We start from the raw sequence: 21671 nt of genomic DNA on the forward strand, positions 1-21671 counted from the left end.
CTACTTCAATTGCCACCCCTTATACCGTCATGCTGCTGGACGACCACGCAATGGTCCGCCAGGGCATCGAGCTGGGCTTGCGCAAAGAGACCGATCTGGACGTGGTCGGATCATTCGGAACGGGGCGGGAGTTGTTGGAAGCGCTGGCCCGGCGCCCGGTGGATGTGGTGGTCATGGACTTTATCCTGGCCCCCTCGGACAGCGATGGCATCAGCCTGATCCAGGCGCTGAACAGGCGTTTCAGGCAGTGCCGGCCGTTGATTGTCTGTTCGCACTACACGCCGGCCACGGTTTCACTGTCATTGAAAGCCGGATGTTGGGGGATTCTGGGTAAAACCCAGAACTTGACGGAGTTGATTACGGCGATTCGCACCGTCGCCCAGGGCCGCATATACCTGCAACCTTGTATGGTGCCAGCCCTGCAGGGCATGCAATCGGTGCTTGAGGTCGCGAGCATGAAGTCGAAAATGGACTTTGCAACGCCGTTGCAATTGAACGCTTGTCTCTCACCCAAGGAGCAAGAAGTACTGCGGTGTTTTTTGGATGGTATGTCGGTGAACTCAATTGCGGCAAAGTTCTCGCGTAGTGCAAGTACGATCAGCACACAAAAACAATCGGCTTATCGAAAGTTGGGAATCAGCAGCGACAGTGAACTGTTCAAGTTCACGCACCAGTTCAGGAAGTCGGGATAACCTGACGGGAGGCTGAACCTGGCCCCTTCCACAGGCGGGGTTCGGCCTTGACCGTCAAACCGGGTCATCCAGGTAACGCAGGGCGAAACGCTCGGTCGCCAAGCGTGCGGGCATCAACAGGTGCGGGGCCACCAGCATCATCACTTGATAGACCACGACTCGCACCTCAGCCTCGCGATCAAGAATCCGCTGGTAATCCAGGGAAAACAGCAGGGTCATGGTGATCTGCTCCACCAGTTGGCCCAGGGCCTGGGTTTCGCTGACCAACTGGCCTTCGGTCTTGAGCCGCGCCAACAGTGAAGCCAGGGTGCGCTTGAGTGCGGTCAGCAGGTTGCGAATGCCCTTGGCCAGCTTCGGCAAGCGCCCGGCGAGGTTCGACAGGTCCTGGAACAGGAACCGATAGTGCGCCATGCGTTCGACGATCAAGTGCAGGAACAACCAGTAATCCTCCGGCGCCAACTGCACTTGCGCCGGTGGGTCGAGCAGTGGGGCCAGTTCGCCCTGGAAGCGCTCGAACAGCCCGATGACCAGGGGTTCCTTGCCATGGAAGTGGTAATAGAGGTTGCCGGGGCTGATCCCCATTTCATTGGCCACTTCCATGGTTGAAACATTCGGCTCGCCCTTTTGGTTGAACAACTGCAGGGCACATTCAAGGATACGGTCGCGGGTTTTCATCCAGTCTTCTTAGTGTTCAAGGGGCCAGGGTGTCAGCGAACCCGCACATAGGTGCCGGGCGCCGCCTCCATCGGTGGGTAGTTCTGGTTGCCCAGGGCCGTCAGGGTCTCGCGCTGCACTCCGGAGCGTTGCTGGATCCACTCAAGCCACTGCGGCCACCAACTGCCCTCGATATGGCTGGCGTCGTAGTACCAGGCGCGCGGGTCGCTGCTCAGCTTGAGGTTTTCGACAAAGTTGGCCTTGGGGTTGCCCGGGGGGTTGAGGATGCTCTGGATGTGCCCGCTGTTGGAGAGCACGAAGCGTTTTTCACCGCCCAGCAGCAAGGTCGAGCGGTAGACTGCGTCCCACGGCGTGATGTGATCGTTGATCCCGGCCACGCTGAAGCTGTCGACCGTGACTTTCTGCAAATCGATGGGCGTACCACACACTTCCAGGCCACCGGGATGGCTCAGCGGGTTGTGCTTGAAGAAGTCCAGCAGATCGCCGTGCAAGGCTGCCGGCAAGCGGGTGTTGTCGTTGTTCCAGTACAGGATGTCGAACGCCGGTGGTTCCTTGCCCAGCAGGTAGTTGTTGATCCAGTAGTTCCAGATCAGGTCGTTGGGGCGCATCCAGGCGAAGACCTTGGCCATGTCGCGGCCATCCAGCACCCCTTGTTGGTAGGAGCGGCGCTTGGCTGCCTCCAGGGTCTGTTCGTCGGCAAACAGCATGGCGGGGCTGTCGATCTGGCTGTCCAGCAGGCTGACCAGGTAGGTGGCGCTGGCGACCCGGCGTTGTTGGCGCTTGGCCTGCAGGTGGCCTTGCAGGGCCGCGATGGTCAGGCCACCGGCGCAGGCGCCCATCAGGTTCACTTCACGGGCGCCGCTGATTGCCCGGCAGATATTCAGCGCTTCTTCCAGCGCCGCCACATAAGTGGACAGGCCCCATTCGCGATGGCGCACATCCGGGTTGCGCCAACTGACCATAAACACCTGCAGGCCGTTCTTCAGGGCGTACTGCACGAAACTGTTGGCCGGGCTCAAATCGAAAATGTAGTACTTGTTGATTTGCGGCGGCACCACCAGCAGCGGCTTGGCGTACTGTTTTTCGCTCATGGGCTTGTACTGGATCAACTCCAGCAGTTCATTGCGAAACACCACCGAGCCTGGCGTGGTGGCGACTGTCTTGCCCACCTCAAACGCCTGCTTGCTGACTTGGCGCGGCAGGCCGTTGTTGTGCAGCACGTCATCGAACAGATTGCCCATGCCGCGTACCACGCTGTTGCCACCGGAGTTGAGCAACTCCTTGATCGCCAGCGGGTTGAGCAGGGTATTGGACGGCGACACCGCATCGTTGAGCAACGAGAAGACAAAGTGTGCACGCGCGCGATCGTCGTCACTCAAGTGGCTGTCGTCGATCCAGTGCCGGGTCTGTTTCTGCCAGCTCAAATAGGCTTGCAGGCTGCGCCGGTACAGGGGGTTGAGTTTCCAGGTGGGGTCGGCAAAGCGGCTGTCGTGGGGGTTGGGCTCATGTACGGTTTCACCCAATAGCACCCGACCCAGTTGCCCACCCAGCGCCAGGGCATGGCGGGCGCTGTGCAACGGGTTGCGCAAGCCATGGGCCGCGACACTGCGCAGGGTCGACAGCAGATCCCGGCCGCGCAGGCCGGTGATTGCACTTTGTGCATTGATGAACGCGGCGGGTGTGGGGGCCGGGACATTTACGGGTCTGTCACGCATGGGTCAACACTCCTTCGTCAATTCGCCAACAAGCACGCCAGTTCAGAACCATAGTCGGTTCTGGCCAAGTTGCGCGTAAGGGTCGTCCTGACCCGCTACTGCTCAGGTATTGCTGTAGGGCGCCGGCTGCGGATGGATCACCGCACGCAAGCGTTCTTCCTGGAGAAACTTCATGATGATCGGTGCCACCGCTTCGGCCCGGGTAATCAGAAACAGGTGGCCGTCGTCGATGATGTGCAACTGCGCATTGGGAATGCGCCAGGCCAGCATGCGCATATTGACCAGCGGGATCAGCGGGTCGTCGTCGCCGGCCAGCACCAGGGTCGGCTGCTTGATCTTGTGCAGCCAGTGAATGCTGGTCCAGCCCAGGCCTGCGAACAGTTGCCAGTAGTAGCCCAGCTTGCCCGCCGAGCGCACTTTGCTCGCGTGCTCGGCGGCCAGCTTTGAATCCCGGCGGAACGAGCCGCCATAAATCATTGGCGCGATGCGCACCACGTGGGACGGTTGGATGTAGCGCCGGGGGCTGGCCATCAGCCACAGCACTTTTGGCTTGCCCGGCACCATGAAGGCGCCGGCGGCGGTGGCGGCCAGGATCAGTTTCTTGCAGCGTTCCGGGTAGTCATAGGCAAACTGCTGCGCCAGGGCGCCGCCCCAGGAAACCCCAACGGCATTGACCTGGCCGTAGTCCAGGTAATCGAGCATGCGCGCGGTGAGCTTGGCCAGGCCGGGAAAGCGATAGGGGCGGCTGGGTGTCGACGAGCCGCCGACCCCCGGTACATCGAAGGCAATCACTTCCAGGTCCGGATCCAGGGCCTGGACGAACGGAAACACCAGCTCAAGGTTGGCGCCGATGCCGTTGAAAATCAGCAGTGGCGTCAAGTGAGACTTGCCCGGTCGTACCGCCGTGCGGATGGTCTGGCCATCCAGGTCGATGGTACGGAAGATGAACGGTTGCGGCATGCTCAAACCCTGTGAAGTGTTACTGCTGGAATGCGGCCCATGTAGGAGCGGGCTTGTGTGGGAGCGGGCTTGCCCGCGATGGCATCAACTCGGCCTGACAGAGACACCGTGTTGCCTGCATCGCGAGCAAGCCCGCTCCCACCCTGACCGAGTTCCCACATTTGATCCCATTTCAATCGCGCAAAAGTGTTTGCCTTAGCGCTCGTGAACGTATGTGCCGGGTGCAGCCTCTGCCGCTGCGTAGGTCTTGTTACCCAAACTCGTAGGTGCTTTCTTTAGCTTGCCCGAGCGTTCCCCTATCCAGCCCTGCCAGTGCAGCCACCACGAGTCGGTATGTTTGGTGGCGTTTTCCTGCCAGTCCAAGGCCTTCTCGCCCATGCTCTCGCTGGTCTGGTAGCGCGCCTTCGGGTTGCCGGGCGGGTTGAGGATGCTCTGGATATGCCCGCTGCTGGACAATACGAACTCGACCTTGCCGCCAAACAATTGCGCCGACTTGTAGCAGGACTGCCACGGTGTGATGTGGTCGTTGGTGCCCGCCAGCGAGTAGATGTCGGCCGTCACCTGCTTGAGATCGATTGGTGTACCGCACACTTCCAGGGCATTGGCCCGTATCAGCGGGTTGTTCTTGAACAGCTCGATCAGGTCGCCATGGAAGGCTGCGGGCAGGCGCGTGGTGTCGTTGTTCCAGAACAGGATGTCGAACACCGGTGGCTCATTGCCCAGCAGGTAGTTGTTGACCCAGTAATTCCAGATCAGGTCATTGGGGCGCATCCAGGCGAAGACCTTGGCCATGTCCCGGCCTTCCAGGACGCCGGCCTGGTAGGAGTGGCGCTTGGCTGATTCCAGGGTCTGCTCGTCGACGAACAGGGCCACCTGGGTGTCAAGGGTGGTGTCCAGCACGCTCACCAGCAAGGTCAGGGCGTTGACCTTCTTCTCGCCCAGCGCCGCATAGTGGCCCAGCAGCGCGGTGCAAGTGATGCCACCCGAGCAGGCGCCGAGCATGTTGATGTCTTTGCTGCCGGTAATCGCGGTCACCACATCGACCGCCTCTTTGAGCGCCTCGATGTAGGTCGACAGGCCCCATTCGCGCTGGGCCTTGGTGGGGTTGCGCCAACTGACAATAAAGGTCTGCTGGTTATTGCGCAGGCAAAAGCGCGCCAGGCTCTTGTCCGGACTCAGGTCGAATACATAAAACTTGTTGATCTGCGGCGGCACCACCAGCAGTGGCCGTTCGTGCACCTGCTCGGTGATCGGTTTGTACTGGATCAACTCCAGCACGTCATTGCGAAACACCACCGCGCCTTCACTGGTGCCCAGGCTCTTGCCCACTTCAAAGGCGCCCATGTTCACCTGGCTCGGCATGCCGCCGTTATGGACCAGGTCCTTGGCCAGGTGCGAGAGGCCATCGAGCAGGCTCTTGCCACCGGTTTCAAAGAAGCGTTTGACGGCGGCCGGGTTGGCGGCACTGTTGGTTGGCGCCATGGCCTCGGTCATCAGGTTGATGACGAAGTGCCCGCGGCTGATGTCCTGTTCCGACAGGTTGCTGTCGCCGATCCAGTCGTGCAATTCCTTGCGCCACGCCAGATAGGTTTGCAGGTAGCGCTTGTAGAGCGGGTTCTGGCTCCAGGCCGGGTCGTTGAAGCGACGGTCATCGCTTTCCGGGGCAAGTTCGGACTTGCCGAACACCACGTTCTTCAATTCGACGCCAAAGTGGGCGACGTGCTTGACGCTGTGTAACGGTTGCTTGATGGCCTGGGTCAGCACCATCCGCGCAGAAGCCAATAAATCCTTTTTGCGTAACGCGATGATCGGGTTCAGCCCCAGGGTGTTTTCCGAGGCCTGGCGTTTCAAGTCATCGTTATTCTTATTACTCATCTACGACGCTCCATTGTCCGAAAGACGAGTACCGGGTACCGCTGTGCCCCAACTATCGAGGCACAACACAAGCCTGGTACTGCTGCTCGGGTGACCGTTGATACCACATCGTCAAATGCAGGGAACTTGCCAATTCCATTGGTTACCCGAGTTTTATTTAATGCGCAAGCGGGCCAATCGTTGGCCACACGACAGGGCATTCAAGCAGATGAAATTAGAAAATGCCCACTAATGAGCAAGAAGCCTGAGTTAGAGCATCAGCTTGACGACGGACTGGCTCGGGTCGCGGGTTTTTCCGGCCGCCTTGAGCTCGGCAAGATAGTCGGCCCACAACGCGTCCTGACGTACGGCGAGTTGGTAGAGGTAGTCCCAGGTGAACAGTCCGCTGTCATGCTCGTCATCGAAGGTCAATTTCAGTGCGTACTGCCCGGCGGGTTCGATCTTGGTCAGGCCGACATTGAGCTTGCCGAATTGCAGGATCGGATTGCCGTGGCCCTGGACCTCGGCGGAAGGCGAGTGCACCCGCAGCAGTTCGGCACTCAGGTGATAGACCTCGTCCGGCCCGTAGGTCAGCGACAGGGTCTTGGAGGCTTTGTGCAGGTTGATGGCGGTGGGCATTTTAGACATTGGGGGAACCGCTCATGGATGATCCTGAAGGAACCGGCTTTAAAATGTGGGAGCGGGCTTGTGTGGGAGCCGGGCTTGCCCGCGATGAGATCGCCGCGGGGTGTCAGAAACACCGCAGTGATCTCATCGCAGGCAAGCCAGCTCCCACACAAGCCCGCTCCCACAGGCTTACAGGATATAACGAGACAAGTCTTCGTTCTGCGCCAATTCGCCCAGGTGGCTGTTGACGTAGTCGGCGTCGATCTTGATCGCCACGCCATTCTGCGCGCCCGCCATGTCGCCGGCGCTGAAGGAAACTTCCTCCAGCAAGCGCTCAAGCAAGGTATGCAGGCGACGGGCGCCAATGTTCTCGGTCTTCTCGTTGACCTGCCAGGCAATCTCCGCCAGGCGCTTGATACCGTCCGGCAGGAACTCGATGCCCAGGCCTTCGGTCTTCAGCAGCTCGCGGTATTGCTCGGTGAGCGAGGCGTGCGGTTCGCTGAGAATGCGCTCGAAATCGCCAGGGGTCAGCGCCTTGAGTTCCACGCGAATCGGCAGGCGGCCTTGCAGTTCCGGCACCAGGTCGCTTGGCTTGCTCAGGTGGAACGCGCCAGACGCGATAAACAGGATGTGGTCAGTCTTGACCATGCCCAGCTTGGTATTCACCGTGCAGCCTTCGATCAGCGGCAACAGGTCGCGCTGTACGCCTTCGCGGGACACATCGACGCCCCCGGAGTTACCCCGCTTGGCCACCTTGTCGATCTCGTCGATAAACACGATACCGTGCTGCTCGACGGCTTCCAGGGCCTTGGCCTTGAGTTCTTCCTCGTTGACCAGGCGCCCGGCTTCTTCGTCGCGCACCAGCTTGAGGGCGTCCTTGACCTTGAGCTTGCGGTTTTTCTTCTTGCCCTTGCCCATATTGGCAAACAGGTTCTGCAACTGGCTGGTCATTTCTTCCATGCCAGGCGGAGCGGAGATGTCGACGCCAGCGTGTTCGGCGACTTCGATCTCGATTTCCTTGTCGTCCAACTGGCCTTCACGCAAGCGCTTGCGGAACAGCTGGCGCGTGTTGGAATCCGAGGCGGGAGCGGCGTCTTCATTGAAACCGGTACGTGCCGGTGGCAGCAGGGCATCGAGGATGCGCTCTTCGGCAGCGTCTTCAGCGCGATGGCTGACCTTGGTCATTTCCTGTTCGCGCAGCAGCTTCAGGGCGGCGTCGGCCAGATCACGGATGATCGACTCGACGTCACGGCCCACATAGCCAACTTCGGTGAACTTGGTGGCTTCGACCTTGATGAACGGCGCGTTGGCCAGCTTGGCCAGGCGACGCGCGATCTCGGTCTTGCCGACACCGGTCGGGCCGATCATCAGGATGTTCTTGGGCGTTACTTCAACGCGCAATTCTTCGGGCAGTTGCATCCGGCGCCAGCGGTTACGCAGGGCGATGGCAACGGCGCGCTTGGCATCGTCCTGGCCGATGATATGGCGATTGAGTTCATGGACGATTTCGCGGGGAGTCATGGACATAGTGGTGTGTGGTCCTCAAGCAGGAAAAAGCCGACGGCTTATTCCGCGAGGTCCTGCTCCTCAATGGTCAGGTTGTGGTTGGTGAACACGCAGATATCGCCGGCGATACCCAGGGCGGTCTCGACGATTTCCCGGGCCGACAGGTCGGTTTTCTTCAGCAGTGCGCTGGCTGCGGCCTGGGCGTAGCCGCCGCCGGAACCCATTGCGATCAGGCCGTTCTCGGGCTCAACCACGTCACCGTTGCCGGTGATGATCAGGGACGCGTCTTTGTTGGCGACGGCGAGCATGGCCTCGAGGCGGCTGAGGGAGCGATCGGTGCGCCACTCCTTGGCCAGCTCGACAGCGGCGCGCACCAGATGGCCCTGGTGTTTTTCCAGTTGGCCTTCAAAGCGTTCGAACAGGGTAAAGGCGTCAGCGGTGGCCCCTGCAAAACCGGCAAGGACCTGGCCGTGGTACAGGCGACGCACTTTTTTGGCGTTGCCTTTCATCACGGTATTGCCAAGGGAAACCTGGCCGTCGCCGCCCATGACGACTTTGCCGTGGCGACGAACTGAAACGATGGTGGTCAAGGGGAGAGTCTCCACGCTGCGGGGCGAAAATGCCCTGATGGAACTCATATGGGGGTGGCGAGGGAGATTTCAACCGTAGGACGCATACGCGCACGAGTGGTGTCTAGCGGGCTGGCACAGGCTTGAGCGCACTATAAAACCAGTGTGGGAGCTGGCTTGCCTGCGATAGCGGTGTACCAGTCACTGAAAATATTGACTGATACACCGCTATCGCAGGCAAGCCAGCTCCCACATTTGATTCGTGTTGACTGTGGATCAGCGGCTCTGGCGTTGTTGTAACAACAGGTTGCTAAAGCCAGCACCCGCCAGTTGTTTCTGCGCCACGGTCAGCTGTTCACGGTTGCTGAACGGCCCGACCAACACGCGATACCAGGTCGCCTCCTTCACCGTCCCGGACTCCACCGTCACCGTCTGCCCGAGCAGGATGATCTGCGCACGCACCCGATCGGCATCCGCCTGCTTGGGGAACGATCCCGCCTGCAGGAAGAACTTGGTCACCGGCGCCGCCTTGGTGGTGGCGACCGGTGGTGCCGGCGGCGGGGTAATCCCGGCCAGTGCCGCCTGGGCGCGCGCGGTGTCGATCTTCGCTGCTTCCGCCGGGGTTACCGGGGTGGTCGGCACCTGCGGTGTCGGCAGGGTTTTCTCCGGCACGGCGTCTTGCGGCACGATCACTTCCGACTCCGGCAGCAGCGTGTAGAAGTCGTATTTCGGCTTCACAGGCGCGGTCGGGCTCGGTGGCGTCTTGTTCGCTTCGGCGATCTTGCTGGCCTTCTGTTGCTCCTGCTTGACCCGCTTGACGTCTTCACCCTGGCCCGGCTCCAGTTTCATCAGGAACACGATAAACGCACCGACCGACAGGCCGATGGCCAGCCACATCCAGCCCGGGATCGGTTGTTTGGCCGGTGCCTGGTAGCGGCTGGCGCCGCGCTTGGGTGCAGGTTTTTTCTTGGCTGCCAACTTACATACGCTCCAGAGTTTCCAGGCCCAACAGTTCCAGGCCTTGCTTGAGGGTCCGTCCAGCCAGTGCGGCGAGGCGCAGGCGGCTTTGCTTTTGCGTTTCGTCGTCGGCACTCAGAATCGGGCAGTTCTCGTAGAAGCTGGAGAACAACCCGGCGACTTCATACAGGTAGGTGCACAGGATATGCGGCGTGCCTTTCTCGCCCACGCTGTTGAGCACTTCGCCGAACTGCGCCAGCTTGGCGGCCAGGTCATGCTCTTGCGGCGCTTGCAGGATGATCTGGCCGTCGACTTCGCTGAAATCCTTGCCCAGCTTGCGGAATACGCCCGCCACACGGGTGTAGGCATAGAGCAGGTACGGCGCGGTGTTGCCTTCGAAGTTGAGCATCAGCTCGAAGTTGAAGCTGTAGTCGCTGGTACGGTGCTTGGACAGGTCGGCGTATTTCACCGCGCCAATCCCCACCACCCGGGCGATGTTGCGCAGGTCGGCATCGGCCAGTTCCGGGTTCTTTTCCTTCACCAGGTTGTAGGCACGCTCCTGGGCTTCGTTCAGCAGGTCGATCAGCTTCACGGTGCCGCCGTCGCGGGTCTTGAACGGACGGCCATCGGCGCCGTTCATGGTGCCGAAGCCCATGTGTTCCATGTGCATCGGGTGGGTGACGAAACCGGCGCGGCGCGCCACTTCGAACACTTGCTGGAAGTGCAGGGCCTGGCGCTGGTCGACGAAATACAGCGCACGGTCGGCCTTGAGCACGCCGCTGCGGTAGCGCACGGCCGCGAGGTCAGTGGTGGCATACAGATAACCGCCATCGGCCTTGACGATGATCACTGGCAGCGGCTCGCCGTCGGCGGTCTTGAATTCGTCGAGGAACACGCACTGGGCGCCGTTGCTTTCAACCAGCAGGCCCTTGGCCTTGAGGTCGTTGACCACATTGATCAGGTCGTCGTTGTAGGCGCTTTCGCCCATGACGTCGGCCATGGTCAGCTTGACGTTCAGCAGTTCGTAGATTTTCTGGCAGTGGGACAGGGAAATATCGCGGAAGCGTGCCCACAGTTCCAGGCATTCCTGGTCGCCGGCCTGCAGCTTGACCACCAGGCCACGGGCGCGGTTGGCGAACTCTTCGGATTCGTCGAAGCGCTTCTTGGCGGCGCGGTAGAAGTTTTCCAGGTCCGACAGCTCGTTGCTGGTGATGGGGTTTTCTTGCAGGTACGCCATCAGCATGCCGAATTGCGTGCCCCAGTCGCCCACGTGGTTCTGGCGGATCACGGTATCGCCGAGGAACTCCAGGACCCGCGCCACGCCGTCGCCAATGATGGTCGAGCGCAGGTGACCAACGTGCATTTCCTTGGCCAGGTTGGGGGCCGACAGGTCGATGGCCACACGCTGTACCGGGCCGGCCTTGCGTACGCCGATTTTGGCGTCGGCCAGGGCGGCGTCCAGGCGTGAAGCCAGGGCCTGGGTGTTCTGGAAAATATTGATAAAGCCGGGGCCGGCGATTTCGGCCTTGCTCACCTGCGGGTCGGCCGGCAGTGCGGCAATGATTTTTTCCGCAAGGTCCCGCGGTTTCATGCCAGCAGGCTTGGCCAACATCATTGCGATGTTGCTGGCGAAGTCACCGTGGGTCTTGTCTCGAGAGTTTTCCACCTGGATCGCCGGCGTCAGGCCTTCAGGCAACACACCTTCGTTGACGAGTTGGGTGAGGGCTTGTTGGATCAACTGGCGAATTGTGTCTTTCATGGTGTTCTCTTTCGACCGCAAGCGGCGGTGCGCGATGCGCAGGTGGAAAAACTGGACATTATCCGGTGCGAGGGCGGGCTTGCCAACCATTCAGACCAGTTGGCGGACCTGCGGCCCTTATCGCAGGCCAGCCCGCTGCCACATTTGACGGCGTTCACCGTTCAAATGTGGGAGCTGGCTTGCCTGCGATAGCAATTTATCTCTCAGTACAAATCCACCGGATCGACATCCAACGACCATCGCACCTGTCGCCCGCTGGGCATTTGCTCCAGCGCAAGCAACCAGCTACTTAATAGCCGATGCAGCGGTGCGCGGGCGGTGGCTTGCAACAGGAGCTGTGCGCGATAACGCCCGGCGCGCCGTTCCATCGGTGCTGGCACAGGGCCCAGCAACTCGATGCCGCTCAGACCCAGCTCACCGAGCAAACGTTCAGCCGCGCTGCACGCTTCATCCAGGAAACTTTCGGCCTGCCCCGGCTTATGGGCTTCGGCGCGTAACAGTGCGAGGTGCGCAAAAGGCGGCAGGCCGGCGGAGCGACGCTCGCTCAGCGCCTGCTCGGCGAAGGCGAAGTAGCCTTGTTCTGTCAGTTGAATCAGCAGTGGGTGGTCGGCCAAGTGGGTCTGGATGATCACTTTGCCCGGTTCCTCGGCACGCCCGGCGCGGCCTGCGACCTGCACGATCAGTTGTGCCATGCGTTCACTGGCGCGAAAGTCCCCGGAGAACAACCCGCCATCGGCATCCAGGATCGAGACCAGGGTCACGCGTGGGAAGTGATGGCCTTTAGCAAGCATCTGCGTGCCGACCAGGATGCACGGCTGGCCTTTCTGGATGGTGGCGAACAACTGGTTCATCGCGTCCTTGCGCGACGTACTGTCGCGGTCTACACGCAGCACCGGGAAGTCCGGAAACAGAATCCCCAGGCGCTCCTCGGCGCGCTCGGTGCCTGCGCCTACTGGCCGCAGGTCGACTTTGCCGCATTGCGGGCAATGGCGTGGCACCCGTTCCACATGGCCGCAGTGGTGGCAGCGCAACTCGCCGGAGCGCTGGTGTACGGTCATCCGCGCGTCGCAACGGTTGCATTCCGACATCCAGCCGCAGTCGTGGCACAGCAGGGTCGGCGCAAAGCCCCGGCGATTGAGGAACACCAGCACTTGCTGGCCGGCAGCCAGGGTCTGGCCGATGGCTTGTTGCATCGGCCCGGAAATACCGCTGTCCAGTGGCCGGCTTTTCACATCCAGGCGCAGGAAACGCGGTTGCTTGGCACCGCCCGCCCGTTCGTTGAGGCGCAGCAGGCCGTAGCGCCCGGTATAGGCGTTGTGCAGGCTCTCCAGGGAGGGCGTGGCCGAGCCCAGCACAATCGGGATGTTTTCCTGGCGTGCGCGCACCAGGGCCAGGTCGCGGGCGTGGTAGCGCAGGCCTTCCTGCTGCTTGTAGGAGCCGTCGTGTTCTTCGTCGATGATGATCAGGCCGGGGTTTTTCATCGGCGTGAACAGCGCCGAGCGGGTGCCGATAATAATGTCGGCCTCGCCGTCCCGCGCGGCAAGCCAGGACTCCAGGCGCTCGCGGTCGTTGACGGCCGAGTGCACCAGGGCAATCCGCGCATTGAAGCGCTGCTCGAAGCGCGCCAGGGTCTGGGGGCCGAGGTTGATCTCGGGGATCAGCACCAGCGCCTGCTTGCCGGCTTCCAGGGTTTCGCGGATCAACTGCAAATAGACTTCGGTCTTGCCGCTGCCGGTGACGCCGGCCAGCAGGAACGCGTGGAAGCTGTCGGCGCCAGCGCTGATGGCTTCAAAGGCGGCGCGCTGTTCCGGGTTCAGCGGCAGTTCCGGTTGGGCCAGCCAGTGCTCATGGCGCTCGCCGGGGGCATGGCGGCGGATTTCCACTTGCACCAGGTCCTTGGCCAGCAGCAGGTCCAGGCTGTCCTTGCTCAACATCAGTTTGCTCAGCAACTGATGGGCAACGCCGTGGGGGTGCTGCGCCAGCGTGGCCAGGGCTTCACGCTGGCGCGGGGCGCGGGCGATGCGCGGGTCGTCCAGGCGCGCGCCGGGGGCCATCGACCAGAAACGCTCCTGGCGGGCCTCGGCCAATTCGCCCTGGCGCAACAACACCGGCAAGGCCCAGCTCAAGGTGTCGCCCAGGCTGTGCTGGTAATACTGGGAGGTCCACAGGCACAGCTTGAACAGCGACGCCGGCAGCGGTGGCGTGGCATCGAGGATGGCCAGGGCCGGCTTGAGCTTTTCTGCTGGCACTTCGCTGTGGTCCGCCACTTCGATCAGGATCCCGATCATCTCCCGCCGGCCGAACGGCACGCGCACGCGCATCCCCGGCTGCAGCTGCGCCCGCACCACACCGGCAGGCGCCCGATAATCGAACAGGCGGCGCAGGGGCGAGGGCAGGGCGAGGCGCAAAATGGCGTCGGGCACGCGGGAAATTCTCATATGGCAGGCGGTGAAGAAGGGCGCGAGCCTAGCAGACCCGCAGGGGAGTGTCCTGCCACAGTTTCTGATGAAAGGGGGCATGGCGGCGCTTGCGCGTTTAAAAAGCTCTGGTAGAATCCGCGGCCTAATTACGTGCGGTATTCGACAATAGTGTCGAGTGGCGGCACGCTAGCCTGAGGAAGACACCATGAAAGCCGATATCCATCCAGCGTACGAAACCATCCAAGTTACTTGCAGCTGCGGCAACAAGTTCGAAACTCGTTCGAACCTGTGCAAGCCACTGGGTACTGACGTATGCAACGAGTGCCACCCGTTCTACACCGGTAAGCAGAAGACTCTGGATACTGGCGGCCGTGTACAGCGCTTCGCCGACCGTTTCGGTGCTTTCGGCAAGAAAGCTCCAGCTGCTGCAGAGTAAGGTTCAAAAGCCTGATGGGCTTTTACCTGCTAATGAAAAAGGCGTCCCTTGCGGGCGCCTTTTTTGTGCCTGCGATTTGGCTGTCGGCCGCCCAGGCCGAGGTGTTTTGCCCCGCCCCAGCAGCGATCAGTACCTTCGAGGTGCAGCGCGTGGTCGACGGCGACACCGTCCGCCTCAAGGACGGCCGCAGTGTGCGGATGATCGGCGTCAATGCCCCGGAGACCGGCAAGAAAGGCCGCCCGGACGAGCCATTCGCCGTGGCGGCGCGCCAACGCCTGCAAGGGTTGGTGGATACCAGTGGTGGTCGGGTCGGGGTGGTGCCGGGCCGTGAGGGCAAGGACCGTTACGGGCGGACCCTGGCCCATCTTTATGGGGCCAACGGCGCAAACCTGGAGGCCCAACTGCTCGCCGAGGGCCTCGGATTCCTGGTGGCGGTGGCGCCCAATGTCGACTTGGTCGCCTGCCAGCAAGCGGCCGAACGCAGTGCGCGGGCTGCCAGGTTGGGCCTGTGGCGCCAGTCGCCCGTGCACAAAGCCGAGCAAATCAGGCAGTCGGGCTTTGCCGTGGTCAGTGGCCGCGTAAGCAAGGTCGAACGCAATCGTGGCGGGATCTGGATCGAATTGCAGGGCTCTCTGGTATTACGGGTTGCACCCAATCTTGTCGGACAATTCGATGACGCCTTGCTCCGGCGCCTGCAAGGCCAGGATATCGAGGCCCGTGGCTGGGTGGTGGACCGCTCCCGGCGTGGCGGCCTGAAAAGTGGCCAGGCGCGTTGGCTGCTCCCGTTGACCGATCCCGGCATGCTGCAATTGGCACAATAAGAAAAATTGTAGACATTTTTTCTATCGATTGTGAACAGTTGTAGGCCTTGTATCCCGTGGCTCTTGGCCGAAAGTCGTAGGGTAGGGCCCTTGACACCTGTGACTGCTCAGTCTTGTGGGGACTTTGCGAGGCGAGTATCCTCGGCGATCCGTCGTCCAACAGTAAAAAGCGGAATGCCGATATGTCTGATTTGAAAACTGCCGCTCTCGAATATCATGCCCATCCTCGTCCAGGAAAGCTGAGTGTCGAGCTCACCAAAGCCACTGCTACCGCACGCGACCTGTCGCTGGCGTACAGCCCCGGTGTAGCCGAGCCCGTGCGTGAAATCGCCCGCGATCCCGAACTGGCCTACAAATACACCGGCAAGGGCAATCTGGTTGCAGTGATTTCTGATGGCACCGCGATTCTTGGCCTGGGTAACCTCGGCCCATTGGCGTCCAAGCCAGTGATGGAAGGCAAGGGCGTACTGTTCAAGCGCTTTGCCGGCATCGACGTCTTCGACATCGAAGTCGACTCCGAAAGCCCGCAGGCCTTCATCGACACCGTCAAGCGCATCTCCATCACCTTCGGTGGCATCAACCTGGAAGACATCAAGGCACCTGAGTGCTTCGAGATCGAAAAGGCCCTGATCGAACAGTGCGACATCCCGGTTTTCCACGATGACCAGCACGGCACCGCGATCGTTACCGCGGCCGGCATGATCAACGCCCTGGAAATCGCTGGCAAAACCCTGTCCGACGCGAAGATCGTCTGCCTGGGCGCCGGCGCTGCGGCCATCTCCTGCATGAAGCTGATCGTGAGCATGGGCGCGCGCCTTGAAAACATCTACATGGTCGACAGCAAGGGCGTGATCCAGTCCGAGCGTACCGACCTGAACCAGTACAAGGCGATGTTTGCCCACCCGTCCTCCAAGCGCACCCTGGCAGACGCACTGGACGGTGCTGACGTGTTCGTCGGCCTGTCCGGCCCGAACCTGCTGAGCGCCGAAGGCCTGAAGTCCATGGCGACCAACCCGATCGTGTTCGCCTGCTCGAACCCTGATCCGGAAATCGCCCCGGAACTGGCGCACGCCACCCGTAACGACGTGATCATGGCAACTGGCCGTTCGGACTACCCGAACCAGGTCAACAACGTACTGGGCTTCCCGTTCATCTTCCGTGGCGCCCTGGACGTTCGCGCCAAGCGTATCAACGAAGAGATGAAAGTGGCTGCCGCCAATGCCCTGCGTGAACTGGCCAAGCTGCCGGTACCCCAGGACGTGTGCGACGCCTACGGTGGCGGCAAGCTGGAATTCGGCCGTGAGTACATCATCCCGAAACCAATGGACAAGCGCCTGATCACCGTGATCTCCGATGCCGTGGCCAAGGCCGCCATCGAGACAGGTGTGGCAACCCTGCCGTATCCGAAGAACTACCCGCTGCAAAGCGTGGATGATGTGTTCAACGGCTAAGCCGTTGTAGCGCACCAACAAAAAGCCCCGGCTCTTGCGAGTCGGGGCTTTTTTGTGGCTCTACACATAACCCCTTGTGGGAGCGGGCTTGCTCGCGAAGGCGGTGGATCAGTCGGCATTTTTGGTGACTGACCCACCGCCTTCGCGAGCAAGCCCGCTCCCACAAGGGGGTCTGTGTTAATCAGAACAGATCGATCGGCGCCGACTCATCCGCCGGCAACGGGCTGCCCGGTGCCACGCCATTGCCCAGTTCATTCATCGACGGCGGCGTGTCTTCGCTCTTGAACAGTTCAAAGTACGCATTCGGCGTGCCAGGTGTTGCAGCGCGGCCGCTGATCGGGTCGATGCGCAGGCTCAGGATGCCTTCCGGCTCGGCCTGGGTGTGCGCCGGCTTGTCCTTGAGGGCGCCGCCCATGTAGCTCATCCAGATCGGCAGCGCGACGGTGCCGCCGTATTCGCGGCGACCGAGGCTTTCTGGCTGGTCGTAACCGGTCCAGACGGTGGTGATGTAGTCGGCGTTGTAGCCGGAGAACCACGCATCCTTGGATTCGTTGGTGGTACCGGTCTTGCCCGCCAGGTCCGTGCGGCCCAGGGCCAGCGCACGGCGGCCGGTGCCGCGCTTGATCACGTCCTGCAGCATGCTGGTGAGGATATAGGTGGTACGTCCGTCAACCACGCGCTCAGCCACCGCCGGTGTTTGCGGGGCGGCTGCGGCAGCGTCGGCGGGCGCAGCGCCGGGCACGGGCTCGATGGTGATGCCGCCGTTGGCGGGTGCGGCCAGGCCATCGCTGGCGGCGACACCGTTGGGCACGCTCGGCGGGTTTGCAACAAACAGCGTGTCGCCGTTGCGGCTCTCGATCTTGTCGATCAGGTACGGCGTGATCTTGTAGCCGCCGTTGGCAAACGTACTCCAGCCCGTCGCGATTTCCATCGGGGTGAGGGTGGCGGTGCCCAGGGCCAGAGACAGGTTGGGCGGCAGGTCCTGCTTGTTGAAGCCAAAGCGGGTCATGTAGTCGATGGTCTTGCCCACGCCCATCGCCTGCAGCAAGCGGATCGACACCAGGTTGCGCGACTTGTACAGCGCCTCGCGCACGCGGATCGGGCCGAGGAAGGTGTTGGTGTCGTTCTTCGGGCGCCAGACCTTGTCCAGGTACTCGTCGACAAACACGATAGGCGCGTCGTTGACCAGGCTGGCTGCGGTATAGCCGTTATCCAGCGCGGCACTGTAGACAAATGGCTTGAAGCTGGAACCCGGCTGGCGCTTGGCCTGGGTGGCGCGGTTGTAGTTGCTCTGCTCGAAGGCGAAGCCACCGACCAGGGCGCGGATCGCACCGTTCTGCGGGTCCAGGGATACCAGGGCGCCCTGGGCGACCGGGACCTGGCTGAATTTCAGGCTGTCGTCCTTCTGGCGCTGCACGCGGATCAGGTCACCGACCTGGGCCACGTCCGACGGCTGCTTGGGCATCGGCCCCATGCTGTTGGTGTTCAGGAAGGGGCGCGCCCACTTCATGCTGTCCCATGCCACATGTTCTTCGCCGCTGCGGGTCAGCACCTGCACGCCATCTTTCTTCACTTGGGTGACGATGGCCGGATCCAGGCCGCTGATGGAGCGCTGCTTGCCCAGTTCGACCGTCCAGGCGCTCAGGGTCTTGCCCGGCAGGCGTGATTCCGGCCCACGGTAGCCATGGCGCTGGTCGTAGGTGATCAGCCCTTCATGCACAGCGTTGTTGGCGATTTCCTGCAAATTGCTTGGAATTGTCGTAGTGACGCGGAAACCTTCGGTGTAGGCGTCGCTGCCATAGCGGCCGACCATTTCGGCGCGGGCCATCTCGGCGATGTACGGTGCGCTGACTTCTGGCGTCGGTACGTGGTAGCTGGCGTTCAACGGCTCGGCCACCGCCGTTTCATAAGCGTTCTGGTCGATCTTGCCCAGCTTGTACATGCGCCCCAGGATCCAGTCGCGACGTTCCTTGCTGCGGGCCGGGTTGGCCAGCGGGTTGAAGCGCGACGGCGCCTTGGGCAGGCCGGCAATCATTGCCATTTGTGCCAGGCTGGCGTCACGAATCGACTTGCCGTAGTACACCTGGGACGCCGCCTCGATCCCGTAGGCGCGGTTGCCCAGGTAGATCTTATTGACGTACAGCTCAAGGATTTCATCCTTGGTCAGTTGGCGTTCGATCTGCAGCGCCAGGAGGATTTCCGTGGCCTTGCGCGAGAAGCTGCGCTCGCTGGTGAGGAAGAAGTTCTTCGCCACCTGCATGGTGATGGTGCTGCCGCCCGATTGAATGTGTCCGCTTTTTACCAGTTGTGTGGCCGCGCGCACCAGGCTGCTGGGGTCCACGCCATAGTGGTTGGCAAAATTATCGTCTTCGGCCGAGAGCAGGGCATTGATGAAGTTGGGCGGAATATCGGCGAAACGGATCGGGGTGCGGCGCATTTCGCCGAACTCCGCGATCAGTTTTTCATCGCTGCTGTAGACCCGCAAAGGAATCTGCAACTGGATACTTCTCAGGGCCTCTACCGAGGGCAATCCAGGACTAAGGTAGAGATAGGCGCCGCTGAACACGAGCAGCAGCCCGCAAACGATAGCGACGAAGGAGTACCCGAAAAACTTCAGCAGACGAATCAAGGCTTTTGGATTTCCAGAGAAAAGAATGAGTTAGGTGTCGGGATAGGCATGACTAGGAATGTATCGACCCGACCTGCGGATAAAAAGCGGGAAAAAACGCTGGGCATTAAAGCATTTTTCGCCTCGGGGCGTCATGGGCGCCGCTCAACCGAGCCGACCGAATGCATCAAACCCGGAACTGACCAGCCCTGAGACAGGCAAAGCTTTAGGGAGTTTTATGAGAAAGGGATTTTTCAGGCGAAAAGCCAAAACCGTACTGGGTGTGGACATCCAGGACAGCGGCATCAACGTACTAGAGCTGGCCCGCGCCGGCGAAGGCTATGCCGTGCGCGCGTATGCAAGCCAGCCTTTGCCGGGCCATGCGGTGGTCGACAGTAATATCGTTGATCTGGAGGTTGTCGCGCAGACCATTTCCAAGGCATTGTTCCGGGCGCAGATCCAGGTCACGCAGGCGGCGGTTGCCGTGGCGGGCCCTGCGGTGATCAGCCGGGTGGTTGCGCTGGAGGCTGGGCTTGAGCCCGACGAGATGGAGCAGCGCTTGCGCTGTGAAGCCGACCAGTACATTCCTTATCCGTTGGATGAGGTTGCCATTGATTTTCAGGTGCAGGGCCCATCGGCTCATGAACCCGGTTATGTTGATGTGCTGCTTGTGGCGTGCCTCAAGGAGCAGGTGGAAGCGCGCGAAGCGGTATTGGCCATGGCTGGCCTGGTTGCGCGAGTGGTGGATGTAGAGGCGTTTGCCGTGGCGCGGATGACCGACCAGGTGGTCGCCCGGATAGCGCCGGGGAGTGGGATCAATAGTGCACAATGGGCAGCCGATGCCCAGGGATTGCGGGTCGCCTGCGGTTTGGCCCTCAGGAGTTTCGATTGATGACAAGAATCAACCTTTTACCCTGGCGTGAAGAGCGCGCTGAGCGCCGTCGCAGGTTTTTCCTGATTTTTCTGTTGCTGATCACCACTATTGCATTGGCTGCGGTATGGCTGGCCGACCGGGTCATTGATCGGGCGATTGATCGACAAGTGGCCCGTAACAATCACTTGAGCAAGCAAGTCACGGTATTGGACTCGCGGATCAAGACCATCGACGAACTGCGCGAACAGCGTCAGCAACTGATGGAGCGGATGAAAGTGGTCGAAGACCTGCAGGGGCATCGCGCATCCGGCCAGGAGTTGTTCGACCAGTTGGCCCGGGCGATGCCGGATGGCGTCCAACTGAGCGAGGTCAGCGTCAGTGGCACATCGGTGGAGGTCACTGGCACGGCAGTGTCCAGCGATGATGTCGCCCGGCTGATGCGCAGCCTGGAGGCTTCCAACACGCTGCGCGCGCCCAATCTGCGGCATGTCCGGGCCGAAGAGGGTGGTGCAGGCAGCGCCTTCCAGTTGATGGTGGACCATGGGGAGCACCTGGAGACGCAGCGGTGAGTCTTTGGTCCAGTCTGTCAGGGCTGGCACTCCCACAACTCTCCACGCTGTACTGCAACATCGCACGCTGGCCGTTGGCTGGCAGGCTTCTGGTGGGCGCGGTGCTTGCGTTGCTGCTACTGCTGGCGGGGGATGCGGTGTACCTGGGCGGCGCCCGCGAGGTGTTGCAACGCCAGGAAGCAGGGGAAGTAGCGCTGCGCCAGCAGTTTGCTGCCAAAGCCCGGCAAGCCGCGCAATATGACGGGGTGGCGCGTGAGCTTGAGAACTTGCGCATCGCCTTCAACGAGCAGTTGCGGCAAATGCCCACGCTGACGCAGATGCCTGGCCTGCTGGAAGACTTCGCCCGGCTGGGGCAAGCCAGCGGGGTGCTGGTCGAGCAGCTCAGCGTGCTGGACGAGCAGGTGCAGCCCGTGTTCGTCGAGCGGCCGATGCAGCTCAGGCTGCTTGGCACCTATCACGACCTGTTGGCTTTCATCAGCGGGGTGGCTGGGTTGGGGCATATCGTAACCCTGCATGACTTTGTCATTCGCCCTGTGAGTCCACAGGATGGCGCATTGCTGAGCCTGACGATGCTTGCCAAGACCTACAGGTACAGCAACCAGGGAGCATTGCCATGAACCGCCTCATGGTTACGGGCCTGGGTCTGCTGCTTCTGGCGGGGTGCGAGCGTGACCCGCAGTTGCAGGCGCTGAACGACGAGTTGCAATTGATTCGCCAGCAGGTGGTACCTCTTGCTGACGAAACGCCCACAGCATTGCCGGGGCTGCGGGTTGTCTCCAGCTCGCCACCCGTGCGTGATCCCTTCCAGCCACCGGACCAGCCCGCCAGTCGACCCACCGGCAAAGCCGGACCTGCGCCGGACTTCGACCGCCCCCGGCAGTTTCTCGAAGGGTTTGCCGTGGACCAGTTCCAGATGGTCGGCACCTTGTCGTTGGGCGCGCAGACATTTGCCCTGCTGCGTGGCGCCGCAGGTGTTCATCGCCTGGCGGTGGGAGATTACCTGGGGGCCGACCATGGGCGTGTCGTGGCGATCCATGAGGGGCAGTTGGAGCTGGTCGAACTTTTTTCCGACGGTGAGGGTGCCTGGCTTGAGCGCCCGCGCACCTTGGTGTTGAACGTGAATTCATAACGGAAGCAAAAAATGAAAAGGATTATTTCGTCCTTCGGTGTGGCGCTAT

At 61.5% G+C, this 21671-nt stretch carries 19 protein-coding genes; 8 read left to right on the forward strand and 11 right to left on the reverse strand.

What is annotated here, in order from left to right; all coding sequences use genetic code 11:
* Positions 1 to 29 precede the first annotated feature (29 nt).
* Positions 30 to 692, forward strand: coding sequence for a response regulator transcription factor (locus tag GDV60_RS02755; protein WP_092237281.1), 663 nt, complete (start codon positions 30 to 32; stop codon positions 690 to 692).
* A 54-nt stretch (positions 693 to 746) separates the two neighbouring features.
* On the opposite strand, the gene GDV60_RS02760 is transcribed toward GDV60_RS02755, so the two are convergent.
* From GDV60_RS02760 to GDV60_RS02805, 10 genes are all read right to left on the reverse strand, one after another.
* Entirely contained in the window at positions 747 to 1367 is a 621-nt protein-coding gene (locus tag GDV60_RS02760) for a TetR/AcrR family transcriptional regulator (protein ID WP_092232884.1), read from the reverse strand.
* Positions 1368 to 1399: 32 nt separating this feature from the next.
* Complete coding sequence (phaC, locus tag GDV60_RS02765; RefSeq protein WP_029296033.1) at positions 1400 to 3082, reverse strand: class II poly(R)-hydroxyalkanoic acid synthase; 1683 nt, start codon at positions 3080 to 3082, stop codon at positions 1400 to 1402.
* Positions 3083 to 3184: 102 nt separating this feature from the next.
* Positions 3185 to 4042, reverse strand: coding sequence for a poly(3-hydroxyalkanoate) depolymerase (gene phaZ / locus GDV60_RS02770; RefSeq protein ID WP_029296035.1), 858 nt, complete (start codon positions 4040 to 4042; stop codon positions 3185 to 3187).
* Positions 4043 to 4237: 195 nt separating this feature from the next.
* Positions 4238 to 5917 (reverse strand): class II poly(R)-hydroxyalkanoic acid synthase, encoded by a 1680-nt coding sequence (phaC, locus tag GDV60_RS02775; RefSeq protein WP_029296037.1) that lies wholly within the window; start codon positions 5915 to 5917, stop codon positions 4238 to 4240.
* A gap of 249 nt (positions 5918 to 6166) precedes the next feature.
* The gene (locus tag GDV60_RS02780) at positions 6167 to 6544 is read right to left on the reverse strand and encodes a gamma-butyrobetaine hydroxylase-like domain-containing protein (protein ID WP_159906204.1); all 378 of its coding nucleotides are present in this window, start codon (positions 6542 to 6544) and stop codon (positions 6167 to 6169) included.
* 168 nt (positions 6545 to 6712) lie between these two features.
* Entirely contained in the window at positions 6713 to 8050 is a 1338-nt protein-coding gene (gene hslU / locus GDV60_RS02785; protein WP_029296041.1) for an ATP-dependent protease ATPase subunit HslU, read from the reverse strand.
* Positions 8051 to 8088: 38 nt separating this feature from the next.
* Positions 8089 to 8619, reverse strand: coding sequence for an ATP-dependent protease subunit HslV (gene hslV, locus GDV60_RS02790; protein WP_017738857.1), 531 nt, complete (start codon positions 8617 to 8619; stop codon positions 8089 to 8091).
* A 255-nt stretch (positions 8620 to 8874) separates the two neighbouring features.
* The gene (locus GDV60_RS02795; protein ID WP_029296044.1) at positions 8875 to 9576 is read right to left on the reverse strand and encodes an SPOR domain-containing protein; all 702 of its coding nucleotides are present in this window, start codon (positions 9574 to 9576) and stop codon (positions 8875 to 8877) included.
* A 1-nt stretch (position 9577) separates the two neighbouring features.
* Complete coding sequence (argS, locus tag GDV60_RS02800) at positions 9578 to 11314, reverse strand: arginine--tRNA ligase (RefSeq protein WP_029296047.1); 1737 nt, start codon at positions 11312 to 11314, stop codon at positions 9578 to 9580.
* A gap of 203 nt (positions 11315 to 11517) precedes the next feature.
* Complete coding sequence (locus GDV60_RS02805; protein ID WP_029296049.1) at positions 11518 to 13737, reverse strand: primosomal protein N'; 2220 nt, start codon at positions 13735 to 13737, stop codon at positions 11518 to 11520.
* Positions 13738 to 13939: 202 nt separating this feature from the next.
* Between GDV60_RS02805 and rpmE the strand changes: the two genes are divergently transcribed.
* The 3 genes from rpmE to GDV60_RS02820 all read left to right on the forward strand — a co-directional run bounded on the left by rpmE (position 13940) and on the right by GDV60_RS02820 (position 16442).
* Entirely contained in the window at positions 13940 to 14170 is a 231-nt protein-coding gene (gene rpmE, locus GDV60_RS02810; RefSeq protein ID WP_029296053.1) for a 50S ribosomal protein L31, read from the forward strand.
* Positions 14171 to 14184: 14 nt separating this feature from the next.
* The gene (locus tag GDV60_RS02815) at positions 14185 to 14991 is read left to right on the forward strand and encodes a thermonuclease family protein (protein ID WP_159906206.1); all 807 of its coding nucleotides are present in this window, start codon (positions 14185 to 14187) and stop codon (positions 14989 to 14991) included.
* A 182-nt stretch (positions 14992 to 15173) separates the two neighbouring features.
* The gene (locus GDV60_RS02820; RefSeq protein WP_159906208.1) at positions 15174 to 16442 is read left to right on the forward strand and encodes a malic enzyme-like NAD(P)-binding protein; all 1269 of its coding nucleotides are present in this window, start codon (positions 15174 to 15176) and stop codon (positions 16440 to 16442) included.
* A 181-nt stretch (positions 16443 to 16623) separates the two neighbouring features.
* Here the strand turns inward: GDV60_RS02820 and GDV60_RS02825 are convergent, their stop codons facing one another.
* On the reverse strand, positions 16624 to 19068 hold the full coding sequence (locus tag GDV60_RS02825; protein WP_371128933.1) for a penicillin-binding protein 1A: 2445 nt from the start codon (positions 19066 to 19068) through the stop codon (positions 16624 to 16626).
* Between the two features lie 220 nt (positions 19069 to 19288).
* Between GDV60_RS02825 and pilM the strand changes: the two genes are divergently transcribed.
* From pilM to GDV60_RS02845, 4 genes are read left to right on the forward strand one after another with little or no spacing between them, the layout of a single operon-like run.
* Complete coding sequence (pilM, locus tag GDV60_RS02830) at positions 19289 to 19942, forward strand: type IV pilus biogenesis protein PilM (RefSeq protein WP_133714080.1); 654 nt, start codon at positions 19289 to 19291, stop codon at positions 19940 to 19942.
* Positions 19942 to 20493, forward strand: coding sequence for a PilN domain-containing protein (locus tag GDV60_RS02835; RefSeq protein ID WP_029296063.1), 552 nt, complete (start codon positions 19942 to 19944; stop codon positions 20491 to 20493). The genes pilM and GDV60_RS02835 overlap by 1 nt, the downstream gene beginning before the upstream one ends.
* Positions 20490 to 21110: a type 4a pilus biogenesis protein PilO gene (locus tag GDV60_RS02840; protein WP_104911417.1), complete on the forward strand. Its 621-nt coding sequence runs from the start codon at positions 20490 to 20492 to the stop codon at positions 21108 to 21110. The genes GDV60_RS02835 and GDV60_RS02840 overlap by 4 nt, the downstream gene beginning before the upstream one ends.
* Positions 21107 to 21622, forward strand: a complete 516-nt coding sequence (locus tag GDV60_RS02845) for a pilus assembly protein PilP (RefSeq protein ID WP_159906210.1) — start codon at positions 21107 to 21109, stop codon at positions 21620 to 21622. The genes GDV60_RS02840 and GDV60_RS02845 overlap by 4 nt, the downstream gene beginning before the upstream one ends.
* Positions 21623 to 21671 lie beyond the last annotated feature (49 nt).

It is taken from the genome of Pseudomonas sp. DTU12.1, assembly GCF_009873475.1.
In the GTDB taxonomy this organism is placed as follows: Bacteria; Pseudomonadota; Gammaproteobacteria; order Pseudomonadales; family Pseudomonadaceae; genus Aquipseudomonas; species Aquipseudomonas proteolytica.